General features: G+C 70.3%; 23 protein-coding genes. 17 read left to right on the top strand and 6 right to left on the bottom strand.

The window, feature by feature from the left end; translation table 11 throughout:
- Positions 1–26 precede the first annotated feature (26 nt).
- The 8 genes from ACGFZW_RS16920 (at position 27) to ACGFZW_RS16885 (ending at position 7,871) form a co-directional block, all read left to right on the top strand.
- Positions 27–1,307 (top strand): ABC transporter substrate-binding protein, encoded by a 1,281-nt coding sequence (locus tag ACGFZW_RS16920; protein WP_393893893.1) that lies wholly within the window; start codon positions 27–29, stop codon positions 1,305–1,307.
- Complete coding sequence (locus tag ACGFZW_RS16915) at positions 1,304–2,275, top strand: carbohydrate ABC transporter permease (protein ID WP_393893892.1); 972 nt, start codon at positions 1,304–1,306, stop codon at positions 2,273–2,275. The genes ACGFZW_RS16920 and ACGFZW_RS16915 overlap by 4 nt, the downstream gene beginning before the upstream one ends.
- Positions 2,272–3,141 carry a carbohydrate ABC transporter permease gene (locus tag ACGFZW_RS16910; protein ID WP_393893891.1) on the top strand — a complete coding sequence of 290 codons (870 nt, stop codon included), beginning with the start codon at positions 2,272–2,274 and terminating at the stop codon, positions 3,139–3,141. The genes ACGFZW_RS16915 and ACGFZW_RS16910 overlap by 4 nt, the downstream gene beginning before the upstream one ends.
- Complete coding sequence (locus tag ACGFZW_RS16905) at positions 3,138–3,776, top strand: hypothetical protein (RefSeq protein ID WP_393893890.1); 639 nt, start codon at positions 3,138–3,140, stop codon at positions 3,774–3,776. Before ACGFZW_RS16910 ends, ACGFZW_RS16905 begins: the two co-directional genes overlap by 4 nt.
- Positions 3,777–4,009: 233 nt before the next feature.
- Positions 4,010–5,167, top strand: coding sequence for a Gfo/Idh/MocA family protein (locus tag ACGFZW_RS16900; RefSeq protein ID WP_393893889.1), 1,158 nt, complete (start codon positions 4,010–4,012; stop codon positions 5,165–5,167).
- On the top strand, positions 5,164–6,336 hold the full coding sequence (locus ACGFZW_RS16895; RefSeq protein ID WP_393893888.1) for a dihydrodipicolinate synthase family protein: 1,173 nt from the start codon (positions 5,164–5,166) through the stop codon (positions 6,334–6,336). The genes ACGFZW_RS16900 and ACGFZW_RS16895 overlap by 4 nt, the downstream gene beginning before the upstream one ends.
- The gene (locus ACGFZW_RS16890; RefSeq protein ID WP_393893887.1) at positions 6,333–7,163 is read left to right on the top strand and encodes a sugar phosphate isomerase/epimerase family protein; all 831 of its coding nucleotides are present in this window, start codon (positions 6,333–6,335) and stop codon (positions 7,161–7,163) included. The genes ACGFZW_RS16895 and ACGFZW_RS16890 overlap by 4 nt, the downstream gene beginning before the upstream one ends.
- A gap of 210 nt (positions 7,164–7,373) precedes the next feature.
- Positions 7,374–7,871 carry an N-acetyltransferase gene (locus ACGFZW_RS16885; protein WP_393893886.1) on the top strand — a complete coding sequence of 166 codons (498 nt, stop codon included), beginning with the start codon at positions 7,374–7,376 and terminating at the stop codon, positions 7,869–7,871.
- 462 nt (positions 7,872–8,333) lie between these two features.
- Here ACGFZW_RS16885 and ACGFZW_RS16880 read toward each other — a convergent pair whose 3' ends face one another.
- Positions 8,334–10,271 carry a protein kinase gene (locus ACGFZW_RS16880; RefSeq protein WP_393893885.1) on the bottom strand — a complete coding sequence of 646 codons (1,938 nt, stop codon included), beginning with the start codon at positions 10,269–10,271 and terminating at the stop codon, positions 8,334–8,336.
- A 547-nt stretch (positions 10,272–10,818) separates the two neighbouring features.
- Between ACGFZW_RS16880 and ACGFZW_RS16875 the strand changes: the two genes are divergently transcribed.
- The 3 genes from ACGFZW_RS16875 to ACGFZW_RS16865 all read left to right on the top strand — a co-directional run bounded on the left by ACGFZW_RS16875 (position 10,819) and on the right by ACGFZW_RS16865 (position 13,031).
- The gene (locus tag ACGFZW_RS16875; RefSeq protein WP_393893884.1) at positions 10,819–11,619 is read left to right on the top strand and encodes an alpha/beta fold hydrolase; all 801 of its coding nucleotides are present in this window, start codon (positions 10,819–10,821) and stop codon (positions 11,617–11,619) included.
- 40 nt (positions 11,620–11,659) lie between these two features.
- Complete coding sequence (locus tag ACGFZW_RS16870; RefSeq protein ID WP_393893883.1) at positions 11,660–12,400, top strand: MerR family transcriptional regulator; 741 nt, start codon at positions 11,660–11,662, stop codon at positions 12,398–12,400.
- Positions 12,401–12,515: 115 nt separating this feature from the next.
- The gene (locus ACGFZW_RS16865) at positions 12,516–13,031 is read left to right on the top strand and encodes a hypothetical protein (protein ID WP_393893882.1); all 516 of its coding nucleotides are present in this window, start codon (positions 12,516–12,518) and stop codon (positions 13,029–13,031) included.
- 269 nt (positions 13,032–13,300) lie between these two features.
- On the opposite strand, the gene ACGFZW_RS16860 is transcribed toward ACGFZW_RS16865, so the two are convergent.
- The 5 genes from ACGFZW_RS16860 to ACGFZW_RS16840 form a co-directional block, all read right to left on the bottom strand.
- On the bottom strand, positions 13,301–13,963 hold the full coding sequence (locus ACGFZW_RS16860; protein ID WP_393893881.1) for a hypothetical protein: 663 nt from the start codon (positions 13,961–13,963) through the stop codon (positions 13,301–13,303).
- A gap of 261 nt (positions 13,964–14,224) precedes the next feature.
- Complete coding sequence (locus tag ACGFZW_RS16855) at positions 14,225–15,028, bottom strand: hypothetical protein (protein WP_393893880.1); 804 nt, start codon at positions 15,026–15,028, stop codon at positions 14,225–14,227.
- Positions 15,029–15,039: 11 nt separating this feature from the next.
- Entirely contained in the window at positions 15,040–15,630 is a 591-nt protein-coding gene (locus ACGFZW_RS16850) for a sigma-70 family RNA polymerase sigma factor (RefSeq protein ID WP_393893879.1), read from the bottom strand.
- Positions 15,627–15,830: a hypothetical protein gene (locus ACGFZW_RS16845; RefSeq protein ID WP_393893878.1), complete on the bottom strand. Its 204-nt coding sequence runs from the start codon at positions 15,828–15,830 to the stop codon at positions 15,627–15,629. Before ACGFZW_RS16845 ends, ACGFZW_RS16850 begins: the two co-directional genes overlap by 4 nt.
- Positions 15,831–16,540: 710 nt before the next feature.
- Positions 16,541–17,254: a DUF4232 domain-containing protein gene (locus ACGFZW_RS16840; protein ID WP_393893877.1), complete on the bottom strand. Its 714-nt coding sequence runs from the start codon at positions 17,252–17,254 to the stop codon at positions 16,541–16,543.
- Between the two features lie 224 nt (positions 17,255–17,478).
- Between ACGFZW_RS16840 and ACGFZW_RS16835 the strand changes: the two genes are divergently transcribed.
- The 6 genes from ACGFZW_RS16835 to ACGFZW_RS16810 all read left to right on the top strand — a co-directional run bounded on the left by ACGFZW_RS16835 (position 17,479) and on the right by ACGFZW_RS16810 (position 23,278).
- Entirely contained in the window at positions 17,479–18,651 is a 1,173-nt protein-coding gene (locus tag ACGFZW_RS16835) for an NAD(P)/FAD-dependent oxidoreductase (RefSeq protein ID WP_393893876.1), read from the top strand.
- Between the two features lie 130 nt (positions 18,652–18,781).
- Positions 18,782–19,102 (top strand): (2Fe-2S)-binding protein, encoded by a 321-nt coding sequence (locus tag ACGFZW_RS16830; RefSeq protein ID WP_393893875.1) that lies wholly within the window; start codon positions 18,782–18,784, stop codon positions 19,100–19,102.
- Positions 19,083–20,477, top strand: a complete 1,395-nt coding sequence (locus ACGFZW_RS16825; RefSeq protein WP_393893874.1) for an NAD(P)/FAD-dependent oxidoreductase — start codon at positions 19,083–19,085, stop codon at positions 20,475–20,477. Before ACGFZW_RS16830 ends, ACGFZW_RS16825 begins: the two co-directional genes overlap by 20 nt.
- A 74-nt stretch (positions 20,478–20,551) precedes the next feature.
- Positions 20,552–21,457, top strand: coding sequence for a dihydrodipicolinate synthase family protein (locus ACGFZW_RS16820; RefSeq protein ID WP_393893873.1), 906 nt, complete (start codon positions 20,552–20,554; stop codon positions 21,455–21,457).
- Between the two features lie 11 nt (positions 21,458–21,468).
- Complete coding sequence (locus tag ACGFZW_RS16815) at positions 21,469–22,470, top strand: proline racemase family protein (RefSeq protein ID WP_393893872.1); 1,002 nt, start codon at positions 21,469–21,471, stop codon at positions 22,468–22,470.
- A gap of 94 nt (positions 22,471–22,564) precedes the next feature.
- A complete protein-coding gene (locus ACGFZW_RS16810) occupies positions 22,565–23,278 on the top strand; it encodes a GntR family transcriptional regulator (protein ID WP_393893871.1) in 714 nt (237 codons plus the stop codon).
- The last annotated feature ends 483 nt before the right edge of the window (positions 23,279–23,761 follow it).

The following is a 23,761-nucleotide window of genomic DNA, read 5'->3' as shown; positions in this document are numbered from 1 at the left end:
ACCACGTAAGGAGAAGTGACCGAGGCATGACCCGAAACAGGACAACGAGGTCCTGCTGCCTCGCCGCAGTGCTCATGCTGTGTGCCGCCCTGGCCGGGTGCGGCAGCGGGTCGTCGGACACGAAGGGCGGCAAGACCGTGCTGCGCTACGCCTGGTGGGGCAACCCCGACCGGGCCGTCCGCACCGAAAACGCAGTCGCGCTCTTCGAGAAGCGGCACCCGGACATCGAGGTACAGACCTCCTTCGCCGGATACGACGCGTACAAGCAGAAGCTCGCCACGCAGGCCGCGGGCGGCGACGCCCCTGACGTCATGCAGCTCGACTACCGTCAGATCGATCAGTACGCGAGCGCCGGGGTCCTGCTCGACCTGGGCAAGCACAACGCCTTGCGGACCGGCGGCATCGACCAGGGCCTGCTCGCCACGGGCGTCGTCGACGGCCGCCAGTACGCGATCCCACAGGGCCGCGGCACCGAGACCGTCGTCTACGACGCCGAGCAGTGGAAGGCCGCCGGGGTCAAGACACCCCGGAAGGGCTGGACCTGGGAGGACTGGGCAGATGCCATGCGTGCCCTCGCCAGGGCCACCGGCAAGGCGGGCGCCACAGACCCAGGCCAGAGCGAGGACGCCTTCGAGGTGTGGCTGCGCGGCCAGGGCAAGAAGCTCTACACCACCGATGGCCGGCTCGCCTTCACCGCCGCGGACCTCACCCGCTGGTGGTCGTTCACCGACGCGCTGCGGAAGGACGGCGCGGTGAGCAGCGCGGTACAGACCACCCAGCTCGATGGATCGGTGGAGAACACCCCGCTGGCACGCGGGGAGGCGATCGCCGACATCAACTGGGACGCTCCGTCCAGCGGTTTGACGGCGATCGTCGGGGACGGGCTGACGCTGGCGCCGATGCCGTCCGGTGCCGATGGCACCCCTGGCCAGTATTTCAAGCCGTCCGTGTTCCTCGGGGCCTCGGCGAAGACCGCCCACCCCGAAGGGGCAGCCCAGCTGATCGACTTCCTGGTCAACGACCCGGCCGCAGCCAAGATCCTCGGTGCCACCCGCGGCATCCCCGTCAACGAGGCCATTCGCAAGCAGCAGCTGCCGGTGCTCGAGGACTTCGACAAGACCGTCGGCGGCTACCAGAGCACGCTCGAAGGCACTCTCAAGGACCCGCCACAGGCCCCGCCCCAGGGCGACAACGCGCTGCAGACCACCTTCCAGCGCGACTACGACCAGGTCTCGTTCGGGCGGATGACGCCGCGCGAGGCGGCCGAGAACTACATCACCGAGGCGGAGGCGGAGCTGCGGCCATGACCACCCCGACACAAACCCCGCCCGGCACGGCGCCCCGGGCGCACCCTCGGACCGCCGCGGTGCACAAGCCCGCCCGCTCCCGTCGTGAACAGCAGGGCGCCGCCTGGGTGTTCCTGTCCCCCTGGGCGATCGGTGCGGCCGTACTGACCCTGCTGCCGATGGCGATCTCGCTCTATCTGTCCTTCACGGACTACGACTTGTTCAACTCACCGCACTGGGTGGGCCTGCGCAACTACACGCAGATGTTCACCGAGGACCCGCGCTTCTGGCGATCGGTCGGCAGCACCCTGCTGTACGTCGTGATCGCCGTGCCGCTGCAGCTGGCTCTCGCCCTCACCGTGGCAATCGCCCTGAAGTCGGTCAAGGCCGGTAAGGGCTTCTACCGTTCGGCGTTCTACGCGCCCTCGCTGCTCGGTGCGTCCATGTCGATCGCCCTGGTGTGGCGCGCGATATTCAATGACGGCGGCACCGTCGACAACCTGCTGTCGGCCGTCGGCATCCACACGGGCGGCTGGGTCAACCGGCCCGGCTGGGCGCTGCTGACCGTGGCCCTGCTGACCGTATGGCAGTTCGGCGCACCCATGGTGATTTTCCTGGCCGGGCTGCAACAGATCCCCGCCGAACTGTACGAGGCCGCGTCGGTCGACGGGGCCGGGAAGTGGCGGCAGTTCCGCTCCATCACGCTGCCGATGCTGTCCCCGGTCCTCTTCTTCAACCTGGTGCTTCAGACCATCCAGGCGTTCCAGGTCTTCACCCCCGCCTTCGCGGTCAGCGGCGGCAAGGGCGGACCGGCCGACTCCACGCTCTTCTACACGCTCTACCTCTACGACCGCGGCTTTGTCGCGTCCCACATGGGCTACGCCTCGGCCATGGCCTGGGTGCTGCTGCTCGCCATCGCCCTGGTGACCGCCGTGCTCTTCCGTACGTCACGGACCTGGGTCTTCTACGCCAACGAGGAGGGCCGATGACCTCCACCATGTCCACGTCCACCGCCCGCACGCCGCTCCCCTGGGGCCGGATCGCCCTGCACACCGGGCTGATCGCCGCCCTGCTGGTGATGCTGTACCCGCTGGCCTGGCTGGTGGCCACCTCCTTCAAACCGGCCGCCGAGGTCGTCGCCGGACTCAAACTGCTCCCGAGCCACCTGGAGTGGTCCAACTTCTCCACGGCGCTCGCCGGGGTCAACGACGTCAGCATCTGGCGACTGCTGGGCAACTCGCTGCTCATCGCGGGCGGCGCGGTGCTCGGCAACGTACTCAGCTGCTCGCTCGCCGCGTACGCCTTCGCCCGGCTGCGGTTCCGGATGCGCGGCCCGCTGTTCGCCTTCCTGATCGCCACGATCATGCTGCCGCACCACGCCGTGCTGATCCCGCAGTACATCGTGTTCAACGAGCTCGGCATGGTGAATACCTACTGGCCGATGATCCTGCCTAAGTTCCTGGCCACCGACGCCTTCTTCGTCTTCCTCATCGTTCAGTTCATGCGCGGGCTGCCGCGGGAGCTGGAGGAGGCGGCGCGGATCGATGGCTGCGGGCCGTTCCGCACGTTCTTCAGCGTGATTCTGCCGCTCACCCGGCCCGCCCTGATCACCACCGCGATCTTCACCTTCATCTGGACCTGGAACGACTTCTTCACCCAGCTGATCTATCTCTTCTCGCCGGAGAAGTTCACGCTGACCCTGGCCCTGCGGTCCTTCGTGGACGCGTCCAGCCAGTCCGCGTTCGGGCCGATGTTCGCGATGTCGGTGTTCGCGCTGCTGCCGATCGTGCTGTTCTTCCTCGCCTTCCAGCGCTTCCTTGTCGAGGGCATGGCCCACTCCGGAGTCAAGGGATGAGCGCCGGGGTGCGGGAGCGCGGGGACCTGTTCGGTCCGCGTTTCGAACTCTTCGCCGACGTGCTCGGTATCGGCCTGGCGACGGCCGTCGCCGCGATCCCGGTGGTCACGGCCCCAGCCGCCCTGTCCACTGCCTGCGACCTGCTGCGCCGGCGGCAGGGTCACGGCGAACCGGCCACCGCGGGACGGTATGTCGCGGCCCTGCGGTCGCGGCTGCGCCGCCGCTCCGAGTGGGTGGCGGGCTGCGTGCTCGCCGCCACGGTTCCGGTCCTGGCCGCGGACGCGGCGCTGGCGGGTGCGGGGCTGCCGGGGGCGCGGCCCTTCGCCGCCGTGCTGGGCGTGACTGCTGCTCTCGGCGCGGTGATCGGGCTCCGGGCATGTGCCCGGTACGGCCTGCCGGCGGGAGCAGGAGCCGCCGGGCAACGGGGTGGCTGGTCCGTCTCCGTACGGGCGGCCGCCGCGCGGACCGTACGCGACCTGCCCGGCAGCGGCTTGGTCCTGCTCGCCCTCTCCACTGCGGGCGTGTGTGCCTGGATGCTGCCGCCGCTCCTCTTCCTGGTGCCCGGCCCACTGGCCCTGGCCCTGGTCGGGATCGAGCTCCGAGCCGCCGCCCGGGACCTGACGGAGGATCAATGACGATGCAGAGGACTCCTCCTGTCCCGGCCGGGGCGTCTCAAAGCTCCGCCCTGAGGACCGGCAGCCCCCTTCCGCTCCCCTCGGCTGCACTGAGGACAACCGCTTCACTCTCTTCCCCGCTTCTTGAACAGGGATGAACCAGCGGGGATTCACATACAACGGAGAAAGCGCTCGCCGTACGGCGACGCCGACTGTCGGGTCCGTCCTGCGGACCGGATGAGAGGAACACCCCGATGACACGCAAGACGGTGCGGATCGCCATGAACGGTGTGACCGGCCGCATGGGCTACCGCCAGCACCTCGTACGCTCCCTGCTCGCCATCCGCGAGCAGGGCGGCGTCGACCTCGGCGACGGCGACACGCTGTGGCCGGAGCCGGTCCTCGTCGGCCGACGCGAGCACGCCCTGAAGGCTCTCGCCGACAAGCACGCCCTGGACCCCGAGAACATCTCCACCGACCTGGACGCCGTCCTCGCCGACCCGACGATCGACATCTACTTCGACGCCCAGGTGACCTCGGCCCGCGAAGAGGCCATCAAGAAGGCGATCGCCGCGGGCAAGCACGTCTACACCGAGAAGCCCACCGCCGCCGGCCTGGACGGCGCCCTCGAACTGGCCAGGCTCGCCCACGCCGCCGGCATCAAGCACGGCGTCGTGCAGGACAAGCTGTTCCTTCCGGGCCTGCTCAAGCTGAAGCGCCTCATCGACGGTGGCTTCTTCGGCCGCATCCTCTCCGTGCGCGGCGAGTTCGGCTACTGGGTCTTCGAGGGCAACTGGCAGGAGGCCCAGCGCCCGTCGTGGAACTACCGTGCGGAGGACGGCGGCGGCATCGTCGTGGACATGTTCCCGCACTGGGATTACGTGCTGCACGAACTGTTCGGCCGCGTCACCTCCGTCCAGGCGCTGACCGCTACGCACATCCCGCAGCGCTGGGACGAGAAGAGCAAGCCCTACGACGCAACCGCCGACGACGCCGCGTACGGCATCTTCGAGCTCGAAAGCGGGGTGATCGCCCAGATCAACTCCTCCTGGTCGGTCCGCGTCAACCGCGACGAACTGGTCGAGTTCCAGGTGGACGGCACGGAGGGCTCCGCGGTGGCCGGTCTGCGCAACTGCCGCGTCCAGCACCGCTCCGCGACTCCGAAGCCGGTCTGGAACCCGGACCTGCCCGCCACCGAGTCCTTCCGTGACCAGTGGCAGGAGGTGCCTGACAACACCGAGTTCGACAACGGCTTCAAGGCGCAGTGGGAGCTGTTCCTCAAGCACGTCTTCGCCGACGCGCCCTACCACTGGGACCTCCTCACGGGGGCCCGCGGCGTCCAGCTCGCAGAGCTGGGCCTGAAGTCCTCGGCGGAAGGCCGCCGCCTGGACGTCCCGGAGCTGACGCTGTGATCCTGCTTCCCTGCGCGGACGGCACGTTGCGCGCCTACGAGCCCCGGCGGGAGCCGGTCGCGTTCGCCGCGCGTCCCACCGAAGGCGCCCCGCCGGCTTCCCGTACGGTCTTCTCCGCCGCGCACGTCGTCGCCGACCCCTTCGCCGACTCCACCCCCGACGGCCCCGCGGCCGTGGACTGGGACGCCACGCTCGCCTTCCGGCGCCACCTCTGGTCGCACGGCCTCGGGGTCGCCGAGGCAATGGACACCGCGCAGCGCGGGATGGGGCTGGACTGGGCCGGGGCCGGCGAGCTGATCCGCCGCTCGTCCGCCGAGGCGAAGGCGGTCGGCGGCCGCATCGCCTGCGGCGTCGGCACCGACCAGCTCGCGGCCGACGAGGCCCCCGTCACCCGTGCCGCCGTAAGGGCCGCGTACGAGGAGCAGCTCGCGGTCGTGGAGGAGGCTGGGGCACAGGCCATCCTCATGGCCTCGCGCGCGCTCGCCGCCTGCGCAAAAGGCCCCGAGGACTATCTGGAGATCTACGGCCGGCTGCTCCGGCAGGCGTCCGAACCCGTCATCCTGCACTGGCTGGGCCCCATGTTCGACCCGGCGCTGACCGGCTACTGGGGCAGCGACGACCTCGACGCGGCCACCGAAACCTTCCTCGCGGTCATCGGCGAACACCCCGACAAGGTCGACGGAGTGAAGGTCTCCCTCCTCGACGCCAAGCGCGAGATCGCGCTGCGCCGCCGCCTTCCGGACGGCGTGCGCTGCTACACCGGCGACGACTTCAACTATCCGGAGCTGATCGAAGGCGACGAGTTCGGCTTCAGCCACGCCCTGCTCGGCATCTTCGACCCGCTGGGTCCACTGGCCGCCGAGGCCGTACGGATCCTCGACACCGGCGACACGAAGGGGTTCCGCTCCCTCCTCGACCCGACCGTCGAGCTGTCCCGGCACCTGTTCCGGGCGCCCACGCGCTTCTACAAGACCGGTGTGGTGTTCCTCGCCTGGCTCGCCGGGCATCAGAACCACTTCACCATGGTCGGCGGCCTGCAGTCCGCCCGCTCGCTCCCGCACCTGGTACGGGCGTACGAGCTCGCCGACGGGCTCGGCCTGTTCCCGGACCCGGCACTCGCCGAGGCACGTATGGCCCATCTGCTCACCGTTCACGGAGTAAGCCAGTGAACGATCTCGCGAGGCTGAGCCTCAATCAGGAGACCATCAAGCAGTGGTCCCTGCCCGAGCTGGTCGAGGGCTGCGTCAAGGCCGGCGTTCCGGGTGTGGGCCTGTGGCGCGAACCGGTCCAGGCGTACGGTGTCGAGGCGGCGGCCCACCTGGTCCGCGACGCCGGTCTGACGGTCACCACCCTCTGCCGGGGCGGTTTCTTCACGGCGATCGACCCGGCCGAGCAGCGCAGGGCGCTGAACGACAACCGTGCCGCCATCGACGAGGCCGCCGCGCTCGGCACCGACACACTGGTGCTGGTCTCCGGTGGCCTGCCGGCCGGCAGCCGTGACCTGTACGGCGCCAGGGAGCGGGTGGCCGACGCACTGGCCCTCCTGGCCCCCTACGCTGCCGAGCGGGGGGTTCGGCTCGCGATCGAGCCGCTGCATCCGATGTACGCCTCCGACCGCTGCGTCGTCTCCACCCTCGCCCAGGCGCTCGACCTCGCCGAGCGCTTCCCGGCGGGCGAGGTGGGAGTTGTCGTCGACACGTACCACCTGTGGTGGGACGACACGGTCGGCGACCAGATCACACGTGCCGGCGCGGCGGGGAGGATCGCCTCCTTCCAGCTCGCCGACTGGATCACACCGCTCCCCGAGGGTGTGCTCCTGGGCCGCGGCCAGCTGGGTGAAGGCTCCGTCGACCTGCGTTGGTTCCGCGAACGTGTCGAGGCAGCCGGCTACGACGGGCCGATCGAGGTCGAGATCTTCAACCCGGAGCTGTGGGCGCGCGACGGTGCGGAGGTCCTCACCGAGATCGCCGACCGCTACCGGACGCACGTGCTGTAGCCCCCCGGAGCCGGGTGGTCCGCCTCCCTCAGCTCGACGAGGAGCCGGGGGCGGAACACCGGCGGGCCCTGTCGCACCGGGCGACGGGGCCCGCGACACACGCCCGAACCCATCACTGAGCCCCACCAGATGCCCAGCCTGCCGGCAGGCGCCCGGAACCGGAAGAGCTGACGGATCATCCCGAGCTGACCGGGCTGTAGCCTCGGCCCCATGAGCTGGCTGCCGAACGACTTCGTCCACCCCGTCCGTGTGCCTGTGCCCGACACCGCGCTTCATCTGCGGCCGATCCGGGAGGCGGACACCGCGCTCGACCACCCCGCCGTGATGGGCTCCCGGGAGCGTTTGTGGGAGATCTTCGGCTCCGCCTGGGCTTGGCCCAAGGAGACGATGACCTATGAAGAGGACCGCATCGACTTGCTGCGGCACGAGAAGGAGATAGCCGCGCACCAGTCGTTCAACTACGCGCTGCTGGACGAGGAGGAGACGGCGATTCTCGGCTGCGTCTACATCGACCCGCCCGAGCGCACCGGCTCCGACGGAGAGGTCTCCTGGTGGGTGGTGGACGACCTCGTCGGCAGCGAGGCGGAGGGCGCGCTCGACGCGTTGGTGCCGCAGTGGATCGCCGCCGACTGGCCCTTCGAGCAGCCCCGCTATCTGGGCCGCGACATCACCTGGCAGGAATGGCTCGCGCTGCCGCGCACCCCGTGACAGTCTCCGAGGCGGAACACCTCCATCAGGTACTCGCGTCCGCGCGAACCGCGTACGAACAACGGTGTGTACCCGGTGTCGAGCGACAGCGGCTCCTCGCCCCGGAACAACAGCCGCCCCTCGGAGCACCGGATCGGCAGCCGACCTGCGTTGCTCACGCACCACTGGCCGCCGCGGTGGGTGAGGGTGCCCTGGTGGCGGCTGACCTGGGGGTCGTCCTCGCCCAGACATACGTGCGTCCGGGGCCTGTTACGGCCGAACAGGATCTCTCGGCCGTCCCCGGGCCCAAGTGTCATGCCCCCGGTAGCGCGAGCGCGAAGACCGTGCCCGGCACCGGCGCGGAGGCGCCCCGGGCGAGGCTGCCGTGACTGGCAAGCAGCACCCGCCCATCAGCCGCGGGCCGTCCGGCCCGCCCGGAAGACCCAGCCTGGCCCGTCGATCCTGCTGAGATTCCCAGTGCGGTCACTTCCCCTTCATGTCCTTCAGTTCGTTCGTGATGTTCTTCGTGGCCGTGGTCGCGAGCGCCTTGGCCTCGTCGCACAGCCAGCCGGCCGACTGCGGGCCGTGCACGGTCACCATCAGGTGCTCGACGGTCTCGTCCCCGACGGAGTTCGTGTAGAAGCGGTGCGGCGTCCGGACGACGCAGTCGTCGTCGCCGGACTCCCGCGACGACACATAACTCCTGTGCCCCGCGAGGACGGTCGGGTCTCCGTCATCCTCCAGGGTGTTGTCCCGGCTGAACACCAGCTCCGCCCCCGCTTCGCCGTCGGGGCTGCTCCAGCCACAACCCCAGCCACCGAAGTCCGGGTCGGGATCGCGCGGATCGACGCCCGGCAGCCGCTTGAGTGCGGTGGCGTCCAGCAGGTCACAGGCGTCCAGCCGGGCCAGGGAGTTCGCGGCGGGCTCCGCGGCGCGCCGGGGGACCGCGCCCCGGTCCAGTACGCCCACGGCGTGATCGGTGGCAGCGTCGGCCAGCCGGCACGGGTCGGGCGACGGCGACTCGTACCGCTCCCCGACCACCACGATCTGCTTGCTGTCGGCGGTCGCGATGATCCGCACGCAGTCGTCCCCGTCGCGCTGCATCCTCCCGACCGTGACATTGCCGACCCGCCTGGTGGCCACGTCATCCCCGAACTCGGCCGGGTCCTTGTCGAGATTCACCTGGACACCGGCCACCTCGTCCCCGCTCTGGTTCTTCACCAGCACGTCACAGCGGTCGAACCGCCCGTAGTCCGGATCCCGTTCGGTGTCTCCGAAACGGCTCAGGGATGGCGCGTCGAGCAGTGCGCAGGGATCGGCCGTGCGGGCGGCGCCGATGGCGCCCGCCTCCCCCGGACCCGAAACCGGCGCCGACGTCGAGGGCTTGGCGTCCGTGATGCCCTGCCCCTTCATGCCGCCGTCGTCGCCGCCGGGTAGGAGGACGAGGAGACCCGTCGTGAGCGCCGCCACCGCGATGAGCGCCACCGCCGCGAGGGTCAGGGAGCGGCGCCGGCGACGCAGGGGCCGCGGTAGTCGTAACGTCAGGGGGTCGAGCGACAGCGACAGGGTGCGGCCGTCGTGCAGCATCTCCTGGACGCGCGGGGGCGGCGGCGCGGCGTGCGTCAGCAGCTTGTGCGCCTCGGCGGCGTTGGGCCGATGCCGGGGTTCCGCCGCGAGGAGCGCGGTCAGCGGGGCGTCGAGCCGGCCCGCGCCCTCCGGGGTCTCGATATGCCCCTCGATCGCCCGCACCAGGTAGGCCATGGGGTGCGCGGCCTCTCCGTACGGAGACCGTCCCTGGACCGCCGCGAACAGGGACGCGCCCAGCGAGAACACGTCGGCCTTCTCGTCACCGGGCCCGCCCTTGGCCACCTCGGGCGCCAGGTACTTCGGCTTCCCCCGCACAGCTCCCGTCAGGGTGTGCGTGTGGGTGGTGTCACTCCACAGGGCGCGAGCGATCCCGAAGTCCATCAGTCGCGCGACGCCCTCCTTGGTGACGAGGACGTTCTCCGGGGTGACATCGCCGTGCACCACACCCTCGGCGTGGGACCTCGCAAGCGCCGCCGCGATCTGGCAACCGATCGACCCGGCTTCCTCGGGCGTCAACGGGCCGCTTTCGGCGATCAGTTGCGCGAGGCTTCGCGAGGCCACGTACTCCATGACGATCCAGCAGGCGGTCTCCTCCTCGACGAAGTCGAAGACGGGCACGATGTTCGGATGGTGCAGCCGCGCGGCGTACTGCGCCTCCTTCTTGAGCCGCTTCGCCGCCTCGCCGTCGTCGGGGCGCGCGCACTTGACCGCGACGCGCCGCTTCAGCGTCTCGTCCCAGGCCCGCCAGACGACCCCCATCCCGCCCTTGCCGATGGGCTCCTCCAAGAGGTACCGGTCAGCGATCTTGTCCCCGGCCTCCGGCGTCACCAGCACCGTCACTCCCAGCCCTCGACTCACACATAGTTGCGAACAGTGACAGAGTGTACCGACCCGTGATCCGCCCCACAGGCCTTCGGGAGGACCGCCCCGGAATCCTCACAGCGCGCCAGGCGGTCCGCCGCCACGGACTCCAACACCGCGTAGACCGACAGGTGTTGAAGGACCAAGTAGCGAAGTGTTCAGTGATCGACCGCGCTGGTTTCGCCCCACCGGGGAGACCGCTCAAACGATTGACGATCAGACGCCCCTCCACACCGGACTCCGGCGCCGCACCTACACGCAGTCGCCATATGGACACCACCGCCCGGGACCACCGCCCGGCTCAGGCGGGGTGCGTCACGCCTCCACTCCCCCGCCGGCGATCTCTCCGGAGTGGTGAACGGAAGGGCTTGACCCTGACCCTACGTCAAGGTTGGAGCCTTACCGCATGACGGACAACAGCACTTCCCCAACTCGGCTCGCTCCGCCGATCGGAGGGCTCCAGGAAATCGACGGTCGCCGCATATTCATTCATCGGTCGGGCAGCGGCGGACCGGCCGTCGTGTTCCTACCGGGCGCCGGCGCGGTTGGCCTGGACTACTTCGGTGTCCAGCAACAGGTTTCGCAGTTCACCACCGCTGTGCTGTACGACCGCGGAGGAACGGGCTACAGCGATCCCCTCCCGCTGCCGCGCACCGCCGCAGCGGTCGCCACGGAATTGCGCGAACTGCTGCGCGCCCAGGACATCGCCGCCCCCTACGTGCTCGTGCCACACTCCCTCGGCGGCTTCTACGCACACCGGTTCGCACAGCTGTACCCGCAAGACGTGGCCGGGCTCGTCTGGTTGGACGCCTTCCACCGCGACTGGGACGACTTCATGCCGCCCGCGGCGAGTCTGGCCGCGCTCGAGCAGATGATGCCTGACCTGGAGCAGCTCGAACGAATGCGCCCGGCCCTGCGCGAGATGAGCACCGAGCTGTTCGCGGACTACCCGGAGCACATGCGGCGGGCGCTGGTCGACGCCAAGGCGAGTGACGAATGGACACACGTCGGCATGGCCGAGCGCACCAGGTTGGCCGAACTCGCCGCCGAACTGCGGGCCGGGCCGAACATTCCCGACGTCCCGGTGGTCGCTCTCAGCGTGGTGGGCATCGACCCCGCCCAGCAGTCGTTGACGTCTGAGCGGACGCTGCAAGAGATGAATGACGGCAGGACGCGACTGGACGCGGCCCTGGTGAGCGCGGTCTCGCACGGGGAGCAACGCATCATCTCCGACACCAGCCACCACCGGCTCTGCTTCGACCGCCCCGATGCCGTGGTCCGGGCGATCCGCGACGTCGCCGGCCGGGCGGCTCGCCCATAGACTCGGCACCACCACCTTGCACAGAGACCCGAGGAGGACGGTGCTCACGATCAGCCGGCTCGCGGCGACCGCCGGCGTGACCGTGCGCACCGTTCGCCACTACCACCACGTCGGCCTGTTGCCCGAGCCCGAGCGCGATGCCTCCGGCTACCGCCGCTACAGCGCGCAAGCGGCGGTGGATCTCATCCGGATCAGGACCCTCGCCGATGCCGGAGTGCCACTGGCCCGTATCGACGCGCTGCTGCACGCACAGCCGGCGGAGTTCGCCTCGGCCATCACCGACATCGACGCCGAATTGCAGCGCAAGATCGACGAGCTCACCGAATACCGCCGCCGGATCACTGAACTGGCCGGCGGAGAAAGGCTCGTTCTGCCCCCCGAGGTGGTCGCCATCCTGGACCGGATGCGCGCTCTCGGGGTCAGCGAACGGAGAGTTCTGCTGGAGCGCGACTCGTGGATCCTGATGCAGGCACTGGATCCACACGTCATGCCGCAGCGGATACGGGACAAGAACGCCGGCTTCGACGACCCCGAGACGACGCGCCTTTATCTCGCCTGTGATCAATCAGTTGACTGGGATCCGCGCGATCCACGCCTGGACCGGCTCATCGACGACCTGGACGCGTGGGAGGTCGAACACGAACGGGACAGCAACCGGGCCGGGTATCTGCAGCTGGTCTCTTCCCGGATCTCCGAGGCATCACCGGCATGGCAACGCATCGTCGAAGCGCTCGCCCACCGCGCCAAGCTGCGCCGAACCGGCGCCGGGCACGACACCTGAAGCCGGCACCCTGATCACGTCCGAACAGTCGTTGCGCGCGCATCGGCGCCGGCGTTCACAACACCCGCTCAGCAGTCAGTCGCAGGCAGGAATCGGGAAGACTTCGGAGGTAGGCATGCAGTGGTCGGCGGTCCTCGGGTACGGCGTGGGCTACGGGCTGGCGTTCAGCGTGCTGTTCACCGCGGCGGTGTTCGCCGGAGCAGCCATGAGCCGGGACTTCTTGCTGAACGACTATCCGCCCGCGATCCAGCGCCGGTACGGGCGGCCCAAGAGCGCACGTGGCCGCCGGGTGGCGGTGCTCTTCGGTGTGTTCATCTGGGCCGTCTGCGGCATTCCCCTCATGTTCGCGGCGATGATCGACCTCGACGGCGCACTGCACGACGGCCTGGAATTCCTTCCCGCGGCCGTCTGCGCGGCCCTCATCTTCGCCACGCTGACCGTCTGGGACCTGGTCGTCCTCGACTGGATCATCTTCGCCGGGCTGCGGCCCCGTCTGCTGGTCCTTCCCGGCACCGAGGGCATGGCGGAGTACCGCGACCTGCGATTCCACCTCAGCGCCGCCCTCAAGGGCAGCCCACTGATCGTCGTCGTGGGCCTGCTCACCGGGGGCATCTGCGCCCTGGTCACCTGAAGGACACCAGGGCGCAGGTCCCGAGTCGGCGCAGACGAGGGGCCGGCGTGTGTGAATGGGGGGGCGCCGTCGGCAGATGCGGTTACGAGTCGGACAGCCGCCGGCAGACCGGTGAGAACACTCTCAGTACCCCCGCAGCTCGCTGCCCGGTGAGGCAGGACGGCCACGACTTCTCGCCGCCCGGCCCCACCCACCGTACGGGCGTCGCCCCACATGCCCGATGACGCGAGACCTGCGATCGCTGAGCCCGAGGGCCTTACCTGCCCTGGCTACCGTCGTTGAGGCTCGGACGGCCGGGCCGGCGCGGTCGTACCGGGCAGCTGGGCGAGCGCGGCGATGAACGGGGCGGGAAGGTAGGCGGGCCAGCCCTCCCGACCCGTCCGGTAGGCCACGTATCCGAGCGAGCCGCCCGCAGTTACCTCTTCAGCCGTCTCCGCTTCGTACACCACCTGGCAGCCGCCGGCGGCCTTCTTCGCGCGCTCCCACAGAGCGGGCGCGGGCTTGCGTTCCGCCTCGGTCCGGGGAGTGAAGATGCGGTCGCCGAAGTCGGCCCACGCGAACGGCGTCGCGTCCTTCCAGTCCTGATCGACCGCCTCCTTCAGCTTCGCCGCACGCTCGGCATCGGTGGCCCCCCAGGAGGACGGCACGTTCGTGATGAGGCCGACGGGGATGTGACGGGCACGCAGCGCGCGCAAGTGCGCTGCGGCTTGCGGCATGTAGCGCACGCTGTTGTCCTCAGCGGTGTGCACCAACGTCTCGCCGAGGTCGAAGTACGCCACCACGCACCCGCCGCGCGGGCTCGCGTGACCGGCGACGTGGGGTGCCTTCCCGGCGGCTGCGCCGGCGGTCGCGGCGGGTACGGTCATCGCCGCCACACTGCCGAGGACGAGGAGGATGCGGCGGGGGGATTTTCTGGCGAATTTCGCGTTCATGGGGGGGTGCCCTTCTCCCTAGGGGGGCATCAGATCGTATACGTGCCATGTGCACGCCATACCTTGTTCGGCCGGAATGCGCCTGCTCCTCCCATGGCCGAATCTCCTCTGGGATACCGGTAGTTGACGATCCGCCGGCCCGGAGCGTCACCCGCCTGAGGCCGTCGGTGCTAGGGCACCACGGTCCAGTTCCAGAAGGCTCCGCAAGGGCCACTCCCTCCACCCTGAGGCCCTTGGTGCCCCGTTGACACGGGAGTGGACTCACACGGTGCGGCACTCGTGGAGCCGGTCGGCGAGAGCGAGGTCGGGCCAGGGCAAGGCCTCGACCTCGGCGCTCGGTTCGGTGGTGAGGCCCTGGACGGCGGCGGCCAGGGACCGGGAGAGAGTCCCGGCGCGGGTGTGGAAGGTGGCCGTGGTCCAGCGTTCGGTGGCGGGTTCCTGACGTCTGAGGATCTGCAGGGCGCGCAGGAGCATGAGGGAGGTCAGGGGCTCGGGCTCCCTGGTTGACGGCGGAGGGGGGCTGGGGCGGTGCGGATCGGCAGCGGCCGACTCCAGGTCTGCCGCCTGGCGCTCCCAGTGCCGGGCGTGGCGCAGCTCACCGCGGGTGAGGTGCAGCAGGTACAGGCATTCCGCGGAGGCCGGCTTGCCGGCGCCCGCGGCGAACTGCCAGAGGAACTCGGCCAGTTCGTCACGGTCGGCCAGGTGCAGCAGGCAGGCGAAGGCCATGGCTCCATCGGGGTCGATCTGATGCGTGGTGGCGAGGCCGGCGATGTGCTGTGCGGCGTGGGGGCCGCGGATGGTCCAGGTCGACAGCGCCCGCAGCTGGCGGGCCGCCCGTTCCCTGCGGGATGCCGGGGCGGGGTGCCCGTGGGCGGCGAAAGGCGTCGGCGGGAGGACCGCGGGCTGCGGGTAGCCGCCCCGGGCAGCGCCGATCCGGACGGCGTGGGTGAAGTCTTCCTCCAGGCGGCGACGGGAGGCCCTTTCCTCTTCCCCGTCGTCGAGGTCGTCATCGGGGAAGATTCGGGCATCGTGCAGGAGGTCATCCAAAGTGCGCGGCGGCTGCATGGCGATACTCCTCAGTCCTCGGGGTGTTCGGGTTCGGGGGCAAGACCCAGTTCGCGGCCGATCCGATTGCGGGCGTGGAGGCGGTGGGAGCGCACCGTGGCCTCGGTGATTCCCATGATGGCGGCGGTTTTGGCCGTGGTGCAGCCGAGGACGTAGTGCAGCACCATCACGTCGAACTGCCGTCCGGGCAGGCGGGCGATCGCGGGATACAGCCCGACGCTGCTCTCCATGGCGGCGAACTCGTCCCTGGCGTCTTCCAGTACCGCGCGGGCGACGCGGTGGAAGACGGCCGTCTCCGCCATGGCGGAGTCCCGGCCCTGGGCGATGAGGACGTCGTCGACCGCCTCCTTCAGGTGTGCCCAGGCGCTGGCGGCGGGGCTGGCCTCTTCCATCAGGCGGGGCCAGCCCCGCAGGAGGTTGAGGAAGACGGTGTGAACGACTCGGCCGGCGAGCCTTTCGTCACCCAGATGCAGCTCTGCGTATTTGCGGTAGGCCCGCTTGAAGCGGTCGTGGAAACCCCAGAAAGCCACCGGGATCCGCTGTGATTCGCGCACGCCTGGCGCCGGCGCCATCCAGCCTGTCCTTTCCTCGTTCTCGGTCATACCTCCTCCTCGCCGGTCAGCGGGGGCGCCACCTCAAGGCGCCGGCTGGGCAGACCACCCGTGCGACGTCGTTCAGCCAGCGAGGCGGCTCCCACTCGGACGCCCACAGCAAGTCCTCGTCTGGCCAGACGCACGGCGTCGGGGGCGAAAACGCGCACAGCGGTGGCTGTCACCAGCGCGCCGGTCAGCAGATCGAACAAGAGACGATTCCTTCCCGTCGTCGGCACCGCCCCACCCCCTGGGCCCCAACTGGGTTGTGTGCCGGAGGACTTCGTTGTCCTCGAAGAACAGCTAAGCGGTCAGGGGTAGGCAAACGTGGAAGTCACCTCGGAGAAATTTCGACCCAACGCAACCGGAAACGACGCGCGTCCGCTCACCTTGCATCCCCTACCGGCCAGTAGACAGAAAGCGATGGGTCAAATACGGGCCGTGAGCAGCGACTTTGCGGGGCGGGACGCTCCGTGGACATCGAGGGCCAGGCCACGCCAGGGCGGATCGTGACCTGGATCACAACTTGTCGGCTACTCCGAGGTAGCCGTCGACCGACTTCGAGTTCATCAGGGACCCGGCCACTCACTTGGTTATGGCGATCCGGCTGCAGCACGCATCCGGCCGAAACGCAGTCTCACCCGGCGGGTCCTGGCGGCATCATGCGGTCCGGATCGGGGCGTGGCACAGCGGCGCGTTGGAAGGTGGTGCGGCGACGCGGGAGGCATCGTGCGCCTCGACAACCGACCGGGGCCGCACTGCCTCCGGGCCCGACCCAGCCCTACCGACGCCGATCCGTAACGGCGTACGGCCAGGTCGACGTCGACCTGGCCGTACGGTTGGCGTACGCCCGGGACGGAGGTATCCACGCCTGGCGGGCGAAGGGCCCGCATGTGTTTCCCTGCTCCGGGCGCCGCGTTGGTCAGTGGCTGTCCACGCCGTCCCCGGGGACGGCGTCCTGGGGCGCGGTGTGCCAGTTGGTGACGATCGGCTTGTCGACGGTGATGCTGCCGGTGTTCAGACTGACCGGGTCGCTCTGGTCGTCCTTGCTCACGAAGGCGATGATCTCGGTCAGCTCCTTGCCGTTGTCGGTGTTGGTGGTCTTGGGGTTCACCCCGGCATAGGCGGTGGCGGCACCACTCAGCTTCACCTGCTCACCGACGGCCTGCTCGGCAGGCCCCGCTTCGGTGCCGTCGGACCCGAACGCCACGCCCGGAAGCGCAGCAGGGAGCGTGCAGGTGATACCCGGCTTGGCCTTCACCGAGATGAGGATGTAGCCCCCGGCCTGAGTCTCGGACTTGGTGCTCCACGTCAGGTCGTCGGTGCCGCAGACCTGCCCGTACCCGCCCTTGTCATTGCCCCCGCCGCCACCGGCGTCGGACCCGCTACCGCCCTTGCCTGACGCACTGCCGCCCGAGCCGCCGGTCTTCGCCCCTGCCGAGGTGCCGTTGGAGCCGGAGCCCCCGGCGTTGTCCGCGCCTCCGTCGGTCTTCTGTCCCTTGTCTGCGGACTGCGCCGCGCCGGGCGAGGACGAAGCATCGGCCGAGTCGGACCCTCCCTCGCAGGCGCTGAGCGACAGAACGGTGGCAACCGCCATGGCGGCCAGGGTGGTCGTGCGGATGAGGCTCTTGCGCATTGGTGGGGCTCCCCCGTAGATCGGACTGCGTCAACCGGACAGGGCGCCAGGCACCCGCTCTGTCGGCAGTAAGTTTCGAAGAACGGTTTGGCGTTCTGCTAACGGATCACTAACGCGCTGCATCTGCGCGCGTGCAAGCGCCCAGCGCTCCGGTGCCTATGCCGTTCATGGAGACCCGCCAAGTGCCCTTTTCAGAGCCTGTGTTGTGTGACATATTACTGCGCGTGCCCACGAGACACGGACAGCCCCTGGATGCTCCGGATGTCGTCATCGTCGGGGCCGGAGTGGTCGGAGCCGCCTGCGCCTACTATGCCGGCCGGTCCGGCCTCTCCGTCGCCGTCGTCGACCGCGGATCCGTCGCGGGCGGCACCACCGGCGCCGGTGAGGGGAATCTGCTCGTCTCCGACAAGGAACCGGGCCCCGAACTCGATCTCGCGCTGTACTCCACCCGGCTGTGGCGCGAACTCGCCGCCTTACTCCCGCCTGAGATCGAGTACGAGACGAAGGGCGGCCTGGTCGTCGCCTCCGATGAGGCCGGTATGACGTCCCTGCGCGCGTTCCGCGCTGCGCAGGGCAGGGTGGGCGTGCGGAGCACCTGTCTCTCCGCCGACCGGCTGCGGGACGTCGAGCCCCATCTGGCCCCGGACCTCGCCGGAGGCGTCCTCTACCCGCAGGATGCACAGGTCCAACCGGCTCTGGCCGCCGCCCATTTGCTGCGCGCCTCCGGAGCCCGACTGCACCTGGGCGCCGAGGTCACGGCCGTACTGCGAGGGCCGGACGGAGCCGTACGGGGCGTCCGCACCCCGCGGGGCGATCTCCTGGCCCCCGCGGTCGTGAACGCCACCGGCACCTGGGCCGGTCGGCTGGCCTCACTCGCGGGGGTGACCGTCCCCGTCCTGCCCCGCCGGGGATATGTGCTGGTCACCGAGCCGCTGCCGCGTGTCGTACGCCACAAGGTCTATGCCGCGGACTATGTCGCCGATGTGGCCAGCGGATCGGCCGCGCTGCAGACCTCCGCGGTCGTCGAGGGCACTGCGGCGGGGCCGGTACTGATCGGTGCCAGCCGTGAACGCGTCGGCTTCGACCGTACGCTCTCGGTCGAGGTGCTCCGCCGGCTCGCCGCCCAGGCCGCGGCCCTGTTCCCCGTACTGGCGCGAGTCCGGGTCATGCGTACCTACCAAGGATTCCGCCCCTACCTTCCGGACCACCTCCCGGCAATCGGCCCCGACCCGCGCCTCCCGGGCCTGCTGCACGCCTGCGGCCACGAGGGCGCGGGCATCGGTCTCGCCCCGGGCACGGGCCGGCTGATCGCTGCCGCGCTGACGGGGGCACCCAGCCCGCTGGATGCGCGGCCGTTCCGTCCGGATCGTTTCGTCGACGGGGCTGAGAAGGGGTGAGCGGGGTCGGACCGGGGGCAGGGAGCGGCAGCACCGAGCCGGCCAGCGCCAGGACACCTGGCCATCCCCCCTGGTGACAGCCCCGTTACCGCACTCACAACTGCCAAGCCACGACAGTGAGGAGCCCACAATGACCGTTCGCCGCACCCCCGCCGACCTCGTACGGTCCGCACCGGGACCGGCGTTCGAGGTACGTCTCGACGGGCGGTCACTGACCGCACTGCCCGGTCAGAGCATCGCCGCCGCGCTCTGGGCGGCCGGTGTGCTGTCCTGGCGGACCACGCGGCGCGACGGCCGGCCGCGCGGGGCCTTCTGCGGCATCGGCTCCTGCTTCGACTGTCTGGCCACCGTCAACGGCCAACCCAACCAACGGGCCTGCCTGGTGCCGGCACGGCCCGGGGATGAGATCACCACCCAGGAGGGACACGGGCGTGCCGATCTCGCCGTCTGACACCCACGACCTCGCCGTCATCGGCGCCGGGCCGGCCGGGCTCGCCGCCGCCGTCACCGCGGCCGGCTTCGGGTTGCGCGTGGCGCTCGTGGACGCGGCGACCCGGCCCGGCGGACAGTTCTACCGGCAGCCTGCCCCCGGGCTCGGCGCGGCCCGCCCGGAAGCCCTGCACCACTCCTGGGGCGCGTACGCGCGGCGCGCCGCCCGGCTGGGCGAGCAGATCACCGCAGGCCGGGTCCAGCACTTCCCCGAACACCATGTCTGGTCCGTCACCCGCGACGATGCGCACTGGACCGTGCACGCGGTCGCCGGGCCCGACGGCGCGCAGGGACGCACCGAGGTGACCGCGCGGACGGTGCTTCTCGCCACCGGTGCCCACGAGCGTCAACTTCCTTTCCCCGGCTGGACCTTGCCAGGGGTCGTGGGAGCGGGCGGCGCGCAGGCCATGCTCAAGGCGGGACTGGTGCTGCCGGGTCGGCGGATCGTGGTCGCGGGCAGCGGGCCGCTGCTGCTCGCCGTTGCCGGATCGCTCGCGGCGGCCGGCGCCACGGTGCCGGTCGTCGCCGAGGCGAGCGGCTACGCCTGCTACGCCCGGGCCCCGCGCACGCTGGTCGCCAACCCCCGCAAGCTCGCCGAAGGGGCCGGTCACACGGCCACCCTGCTCCGCCACGGTGTGCGCATCCGTTTCCGTAGTGCGATCACCGCGGTGCACGGCACCGACCGGGTGGAGGCCGTCACCCTGACCCGGCTCGACGGGAACTGGAGCCCTCTGGCCGGAACCGGACTGCGCATCCCCTGTGATGCGCTCGCCGTCGGGCACGGTCTCGTGCCGCAACTGGAGCTGGCCACCGGCCTGGGATGCGCCACCCGCCGCACCCCGGACGGCACCTGTGCGCTGGTCCTCGACGACCGGCAGCGGACCACGGTCGACGGAGTCTGGGCCGCCGGTGAGGCGGGCGGCGTGGGAGGTGCGGATCTCGCCTTCCTGGAGGGCGAGTTGGCGGCCCACGACATTGCGCACAAGACCACGGGCCGCACGCTGCGGAGGCGTCGTGACCGGCTGCGCAGATTCGCCCGGACCATGGCCGCCGCCCATGCGCCGCGCCCCGGCTGGACCGGCTGGCTGCGTGAGGACACCGACGTCTGCCGCTGCGAGGAGGTCACGGCGGGGCGGATCCAGGAGGCCGTCGCCGGTCTCGGCGCCCGCGACACCCGCACCGTCAAACTGCTCACCCGGGCCGGAATGGGCTGGTGTCAGGGGCGGATGTGCGCCCCCGCCGTGGCTCGCCTGGCAGGCGAGGACGGGCCCTCGGCCGACCGCAGACCGCTCGCCTGCCCCGTCACTCTGGCCGAACTCGCCCGCGAACAGGGGTAGTTCGGATTCCGACAACCTTGGCAAGCCGCCAGGGCACTCAATAAAATGTCACACCTCATAGAAGGAGACTTCGCATGGTCACGCGTACCCGCCCCTGGCACGGCATCATGGTCGCCACCACCCTCCCCTTCCGCTCCTTCCGCAAAGAGCTCTCCGTCGACTACGACGCCTACGCCACCCAGGTCGCCCGGCTCATCGCCGCCGGCTGTGACGGCGTGGTCCCCAACGGCTCCCTCGGCGAGTACCAAACGCTGACGGACGACGAGCGGGCGCGGGTCGTCCGCACCGCCGTGGACGCCACAGGTGACGGCGACCGAGTGATGCCCGGTGTCTCCGCCTACGGCAGCGCAGCGTCGCGACGCTGGGCCGAGCAGGCCGCCGAGGCGGGCGCCGGTTCCGTACTGCTGTTGCCGCCCAACGGCTACCGGGCCGACCCCGCTTCGGTCCGCGCCCACTTCGCCGAGGTGGCGGCGGCCGGACTGCCCGTCGTCGCCTACAACAACCCCTTCGACACCAAGGTCGACCTCACCCCGGGTCTTCTCGCCGAGCTGCACGCAGACGGCAGCATCGTCGCCGTCAAGGAGTTCAGCGGCGACGTCCGCAGGGCCTACGAGATCGCCGAAGTCGCCCCGGACTTGGACCTGTTGATCGGCGCCGACGACGTCCTCCTCGAACTCGCCCTGGCCGGCGCCGTCGGCTGGGTCGCGGGCTACCCGAACGCCCTGCCCGAGGCCTGCGGCACCCTCTACCGGTCAGCGGTCGCGGGCGACTTCGACACCGCGCTGCCCCTCTACCGCGCCCTGCACCCGCTGCTGCGCTGGGACTCCAAGCCCGAATTCGTGCAGGCGATCAAGCTCTCCATGGACCTCGCCGGACACCACGGCGGCCCGACCCGCCCACCTCGCTCCCCACTCACCGCCGAGCAGTCGGCCGTACTCCGCTCCGCCACCGAAAAGCTCCTCGCCGACGGCCACCACTGAGAGGGCTCCCCATGCGCACCCGTCATGTCTTCCACGCCGTCGACTCCCACACCGAGGGCATGCCCACCCGTGTCATCACCAGCGGCGTGGGCACCCTGCCCGGCGCCACCATGGCCGAGCGCCGGCTGCACTTCGCGGACCACCGTGACGACATCCGTACGCTCCTGATGTACGAGCCGCGCGGCCACGCCGCCATGAGCGGTGCGATCCTCCAGCCGCCGACCCGCCCCGACGCCGACTACGGCGTACTGTTCATCGAGGTCTCCGGCTACCTCCCGATGTGCGGGCACGGCACCATCGGCGTGGCCACCGTCCTGGTCGAGACCGGCATGGTGGAGATCCAGGAGCCCGTGACCACGGTGCGGCTCGACACCCCCGCCGGGCTGGTGACCGCCGCGGTACAGGTGCGGGACGGTGCGGCCACGGCCGTCACCCTCACCAACGTGCCCGCGTTCTGCGCCGGACTCGATCGCAAAGTCACCGTCCCGGGCTTCGGCACCCTCAGCTACGACCTCGCCTACGGCGGGAACTTTTACGCGATCCTGCCGCTGGACAGCGTCGGACTGCCCTTCGAACGGGCCCGTAAGAACGACATCCTCGCCGCCGGACTCGCCCTCATGGACGCCGTGAACACCACCGACCGGCCGGTCCACCCCGAGGACGAGCGCATCGGCGGCCTCAAACACGTCTACTTCGCCGCACCGGGCTCGGACGCCACCCGCTCCCGGCATGCGATGGCCATCCATCCCGGATGGTTCGACCGCTCTCCGTGCGGAACGGGTACGTCCGCGCGGATGGCGCAGCTGCACGCACGCGGTGAGCTCCCCCTCCATCAGGACTTCGTCAACGAGTCCTTCATCGGCACGGAGTTCACCGGCCGCCTCGTCAGCGAAACCACGGTCGCCGCGCGCCCGGCAGTCGTCCCCACGGTCACCGGACGAGCCTGGGTGACCGGGACCGCGCAGTACTTCCTCGACCCGTCCGATCCGTTTCCCGGGGGTTTTCTGCTGTGAACACCGGCCGTGGCTACGGCTGTTGACCGCCACCAGGGTGTTTGCGCAACGTGACATTGTACGCTGACACTCCGCGTCAACCCGGAGGAGCACGATGGGTGAACTCAAGCACCGCAGCCTGGTCACCGCTCAGGAGCGGCTCCGCGATCAGGTCGCCCATCAGCTGCGCGCGGCGCTGATCGCGGGAGAGCTCCGCCCCGGGTCGGTCTACTCGGCCCCGGGCCTCGCCGCGGACTTCGGTGTCTCCGCGACCCCGGTGCGCGAGGCGATGCTCGACCTCGCCCGTGAGGGGCTGGTCGAACCGGTCCGCAACAAGGGCTTCCGGATCACCGAGGTGAGTGAGCGCGACCTGGACCAGTACACCGAGATCCGTGCCCTGATCGAGGTACCGGTGGTCGGCCAGATCACCCGCACCGCCGATCGTGCACAGCTGGAGGCTCTCCGGCCGGTCGCCCTGGAGATCGTCGCGGCCGCCCGGGCGCACGACCTGATCGGCTATCTGGAGGCCGACCGACGTTTCCACCTCGAACTGCTCGGCCTCAGCGGCAACGACCGCCTCGTCGAGACGGTCGGCGATCTGCGCAAACGCTCCCGGCTCTACGGCCTCACCCGCCTCGACGAGCGCAACCAACTGCTGCCCTCCGCCGAGGAGCACGGGGAACTGCTCGATGTGATGCTGACGGGCGACGCCGAGGCGGCAGAGTCCTGCATGGCCCGCCACCTCGGCCACGTCCGGTCGCTGTGGGCCCGCCCCGAAGAGCCGCTGGTACCGCACCCACAGCGCCCGTTGGACGTCCGCCAGGGCTGACCGCGCCGCCGGCCGGGGCCGTCCGGCGCGGAGTCCTTCCCTCCACTCCTCCACCTGGTCGGCGGTGCGCGTCAGCGTCGACGACATCAGCGGGTCACCGTCCGCGGTGACCACCGGATCGTCCTCGACAGGGACACCGATGCCCGCCCGGTTCCGGTGGCAAGTCCGGTTGTCGTGCTGGAGATAGAGCCTTCCTGGACCACCGGCTGGACGGTGCTGCCGTGTCCGCAGTTCACCAGCGCGTGTCGATGCCATGGCGCCGTGCGATCCGCGTGAGGCCTCGCGCAGCCCGGCCAATCGGCGAAATCGGTGAGCAGCAGCTGTTCGGAGACCTCTTCGACGCGCGGCAGGGCGTCTACCTCAAGCTACGACGGTCCTGCGTATCAAGCGCGACCTCCTGGTGGACACGCTCGGCCCCGGTCCTGGCGGTGTGCGTCAGCCCGGCCGATGTGAGCGACCGTGACGGTGCCACCGTCCTGCCGG

Origin of the sequence: Streptomyces sp. NPDC048248 (genome assembly GCF_043201875.1) — a bacterium.
Classification (GTDB): domain Bacteria; phylum Actinomycetota; class Actinomycetes; order Streptomycetales; family Streptomycetaceae; genus Streptomyces.
The sequence above is the reverse complement of the archived record's forward strand: the minus strand, read 5'-3'. Positions and strand labels throughout refer to the sequence as shown.

Bases quoted from the DNA above. Each gene is read 5' to 3' on its own strand.
- ACGFZW_RS16920 (WP_393893893.1), top strand. From the start codon at position 27: ATGACCCGAAACAGGACAACGAGGTCCTGCTGCCTCGCCGCAGTGCTC.
- ACGFZW_RS16915 (WP_393893892.1), top strand. From the start codon at position 1,304: ATGACCACCCCGACACAAACCCCGCCCGGCACGGCGCCCCGGGCGCAC.
- ACGFZW_RS16910 (WP_393893891.1), top strand. From the start codon at position 2,272: ATGACCTCCACCATGTCCACGTCCACCGCCCGCACGCCGCTCCCCTGG.
- ACGFZW_RS16905 (WP_393893890.1), top strand. From the start codon at position 3,138: ATGAGCGCCGGGGTGCGGGAGCGCGGGGACCTGTTCGGTCCGCGTTTC.
- ACGFZW_RS16900 (WP_393893889.1), top strand. From the start codon at position 4,010: ATGACACGCAAGACGGTGCGGATCGCCATGAACGGTGTGACCGGCCGC.
- ACGFZW_RS16885 (WP_393893886.1), top strand. From the start codon at position 7,374: ATGAGCTGGCTGCCGAACGACTTCGTCCACCCCGTCCGTGTGCCTGTG.
- ACGFZW_RS16865 (WP_393893882.1), top strand. From the start codon at position 12,516: ATGCAGTGGTCGGCGGTCCTCGGGTACGGCGTGGGCTACGGGCTGGCG.
- ACGFZW_RS16860 (WP_393893881.1), bottom strand. From the start codon at position 13,963: ATGAACGCGAAATTCGCCAGAAAATCCCCCCGCCGCATCCTCCTCGTC.
- ACGFZW_RS16855 (WP_393893880.1), bottom strand. From the start codon at position 15,028: ATGCAGCCGCCGCGCACTTTGGATGACCTCCTGCACGATGCCCGAATC.
- ACGFZW_RS16850 (WP_393893879.1), bottom strand. From the start codon at position 15,630: ATGACCGAGAACGAGGAAAGGACAGGCTGGATGGCGCCGGCGCCAGGC.
- ACGFZW_RS16840 (WP_393893877.1), bottom strand. From the start codon at position 17,254: ATGCGCAAGAGCCTCATCCGCACGACCACCCTGGCCGCCATGGCGGTT.
- ACGFZW_RS16830 (WP_393893875.1), top strand. From the start codon at position 18,782: ATGACCGTTCGCCGCACCCCCGCCGACCTCGTACGGTCCGCACCGGGA.
- ACGFZW_RS16820 (WP_393893873.1), top strand. From the start codon at position 20,552: ATGGTCACGCGTACCCGCCCCTGGCACGGCATCATGGTCGCCACCACC.
- ACGFZW_RS16815 (WP_393893872.1), top strand. From the start codon at position 21,469: ATGCGCACCCGTCATGTCTTCCACGCCGTCGACTCCCACACCGAGGGC.
- ACGFZW_RS16810 (WP_393893871.1), top strand. From the start codon at position 22,565: ATGGGTGAACTCAAGCACCGCAGCCTGGTCACCGCTCAGGAGCGGCTC.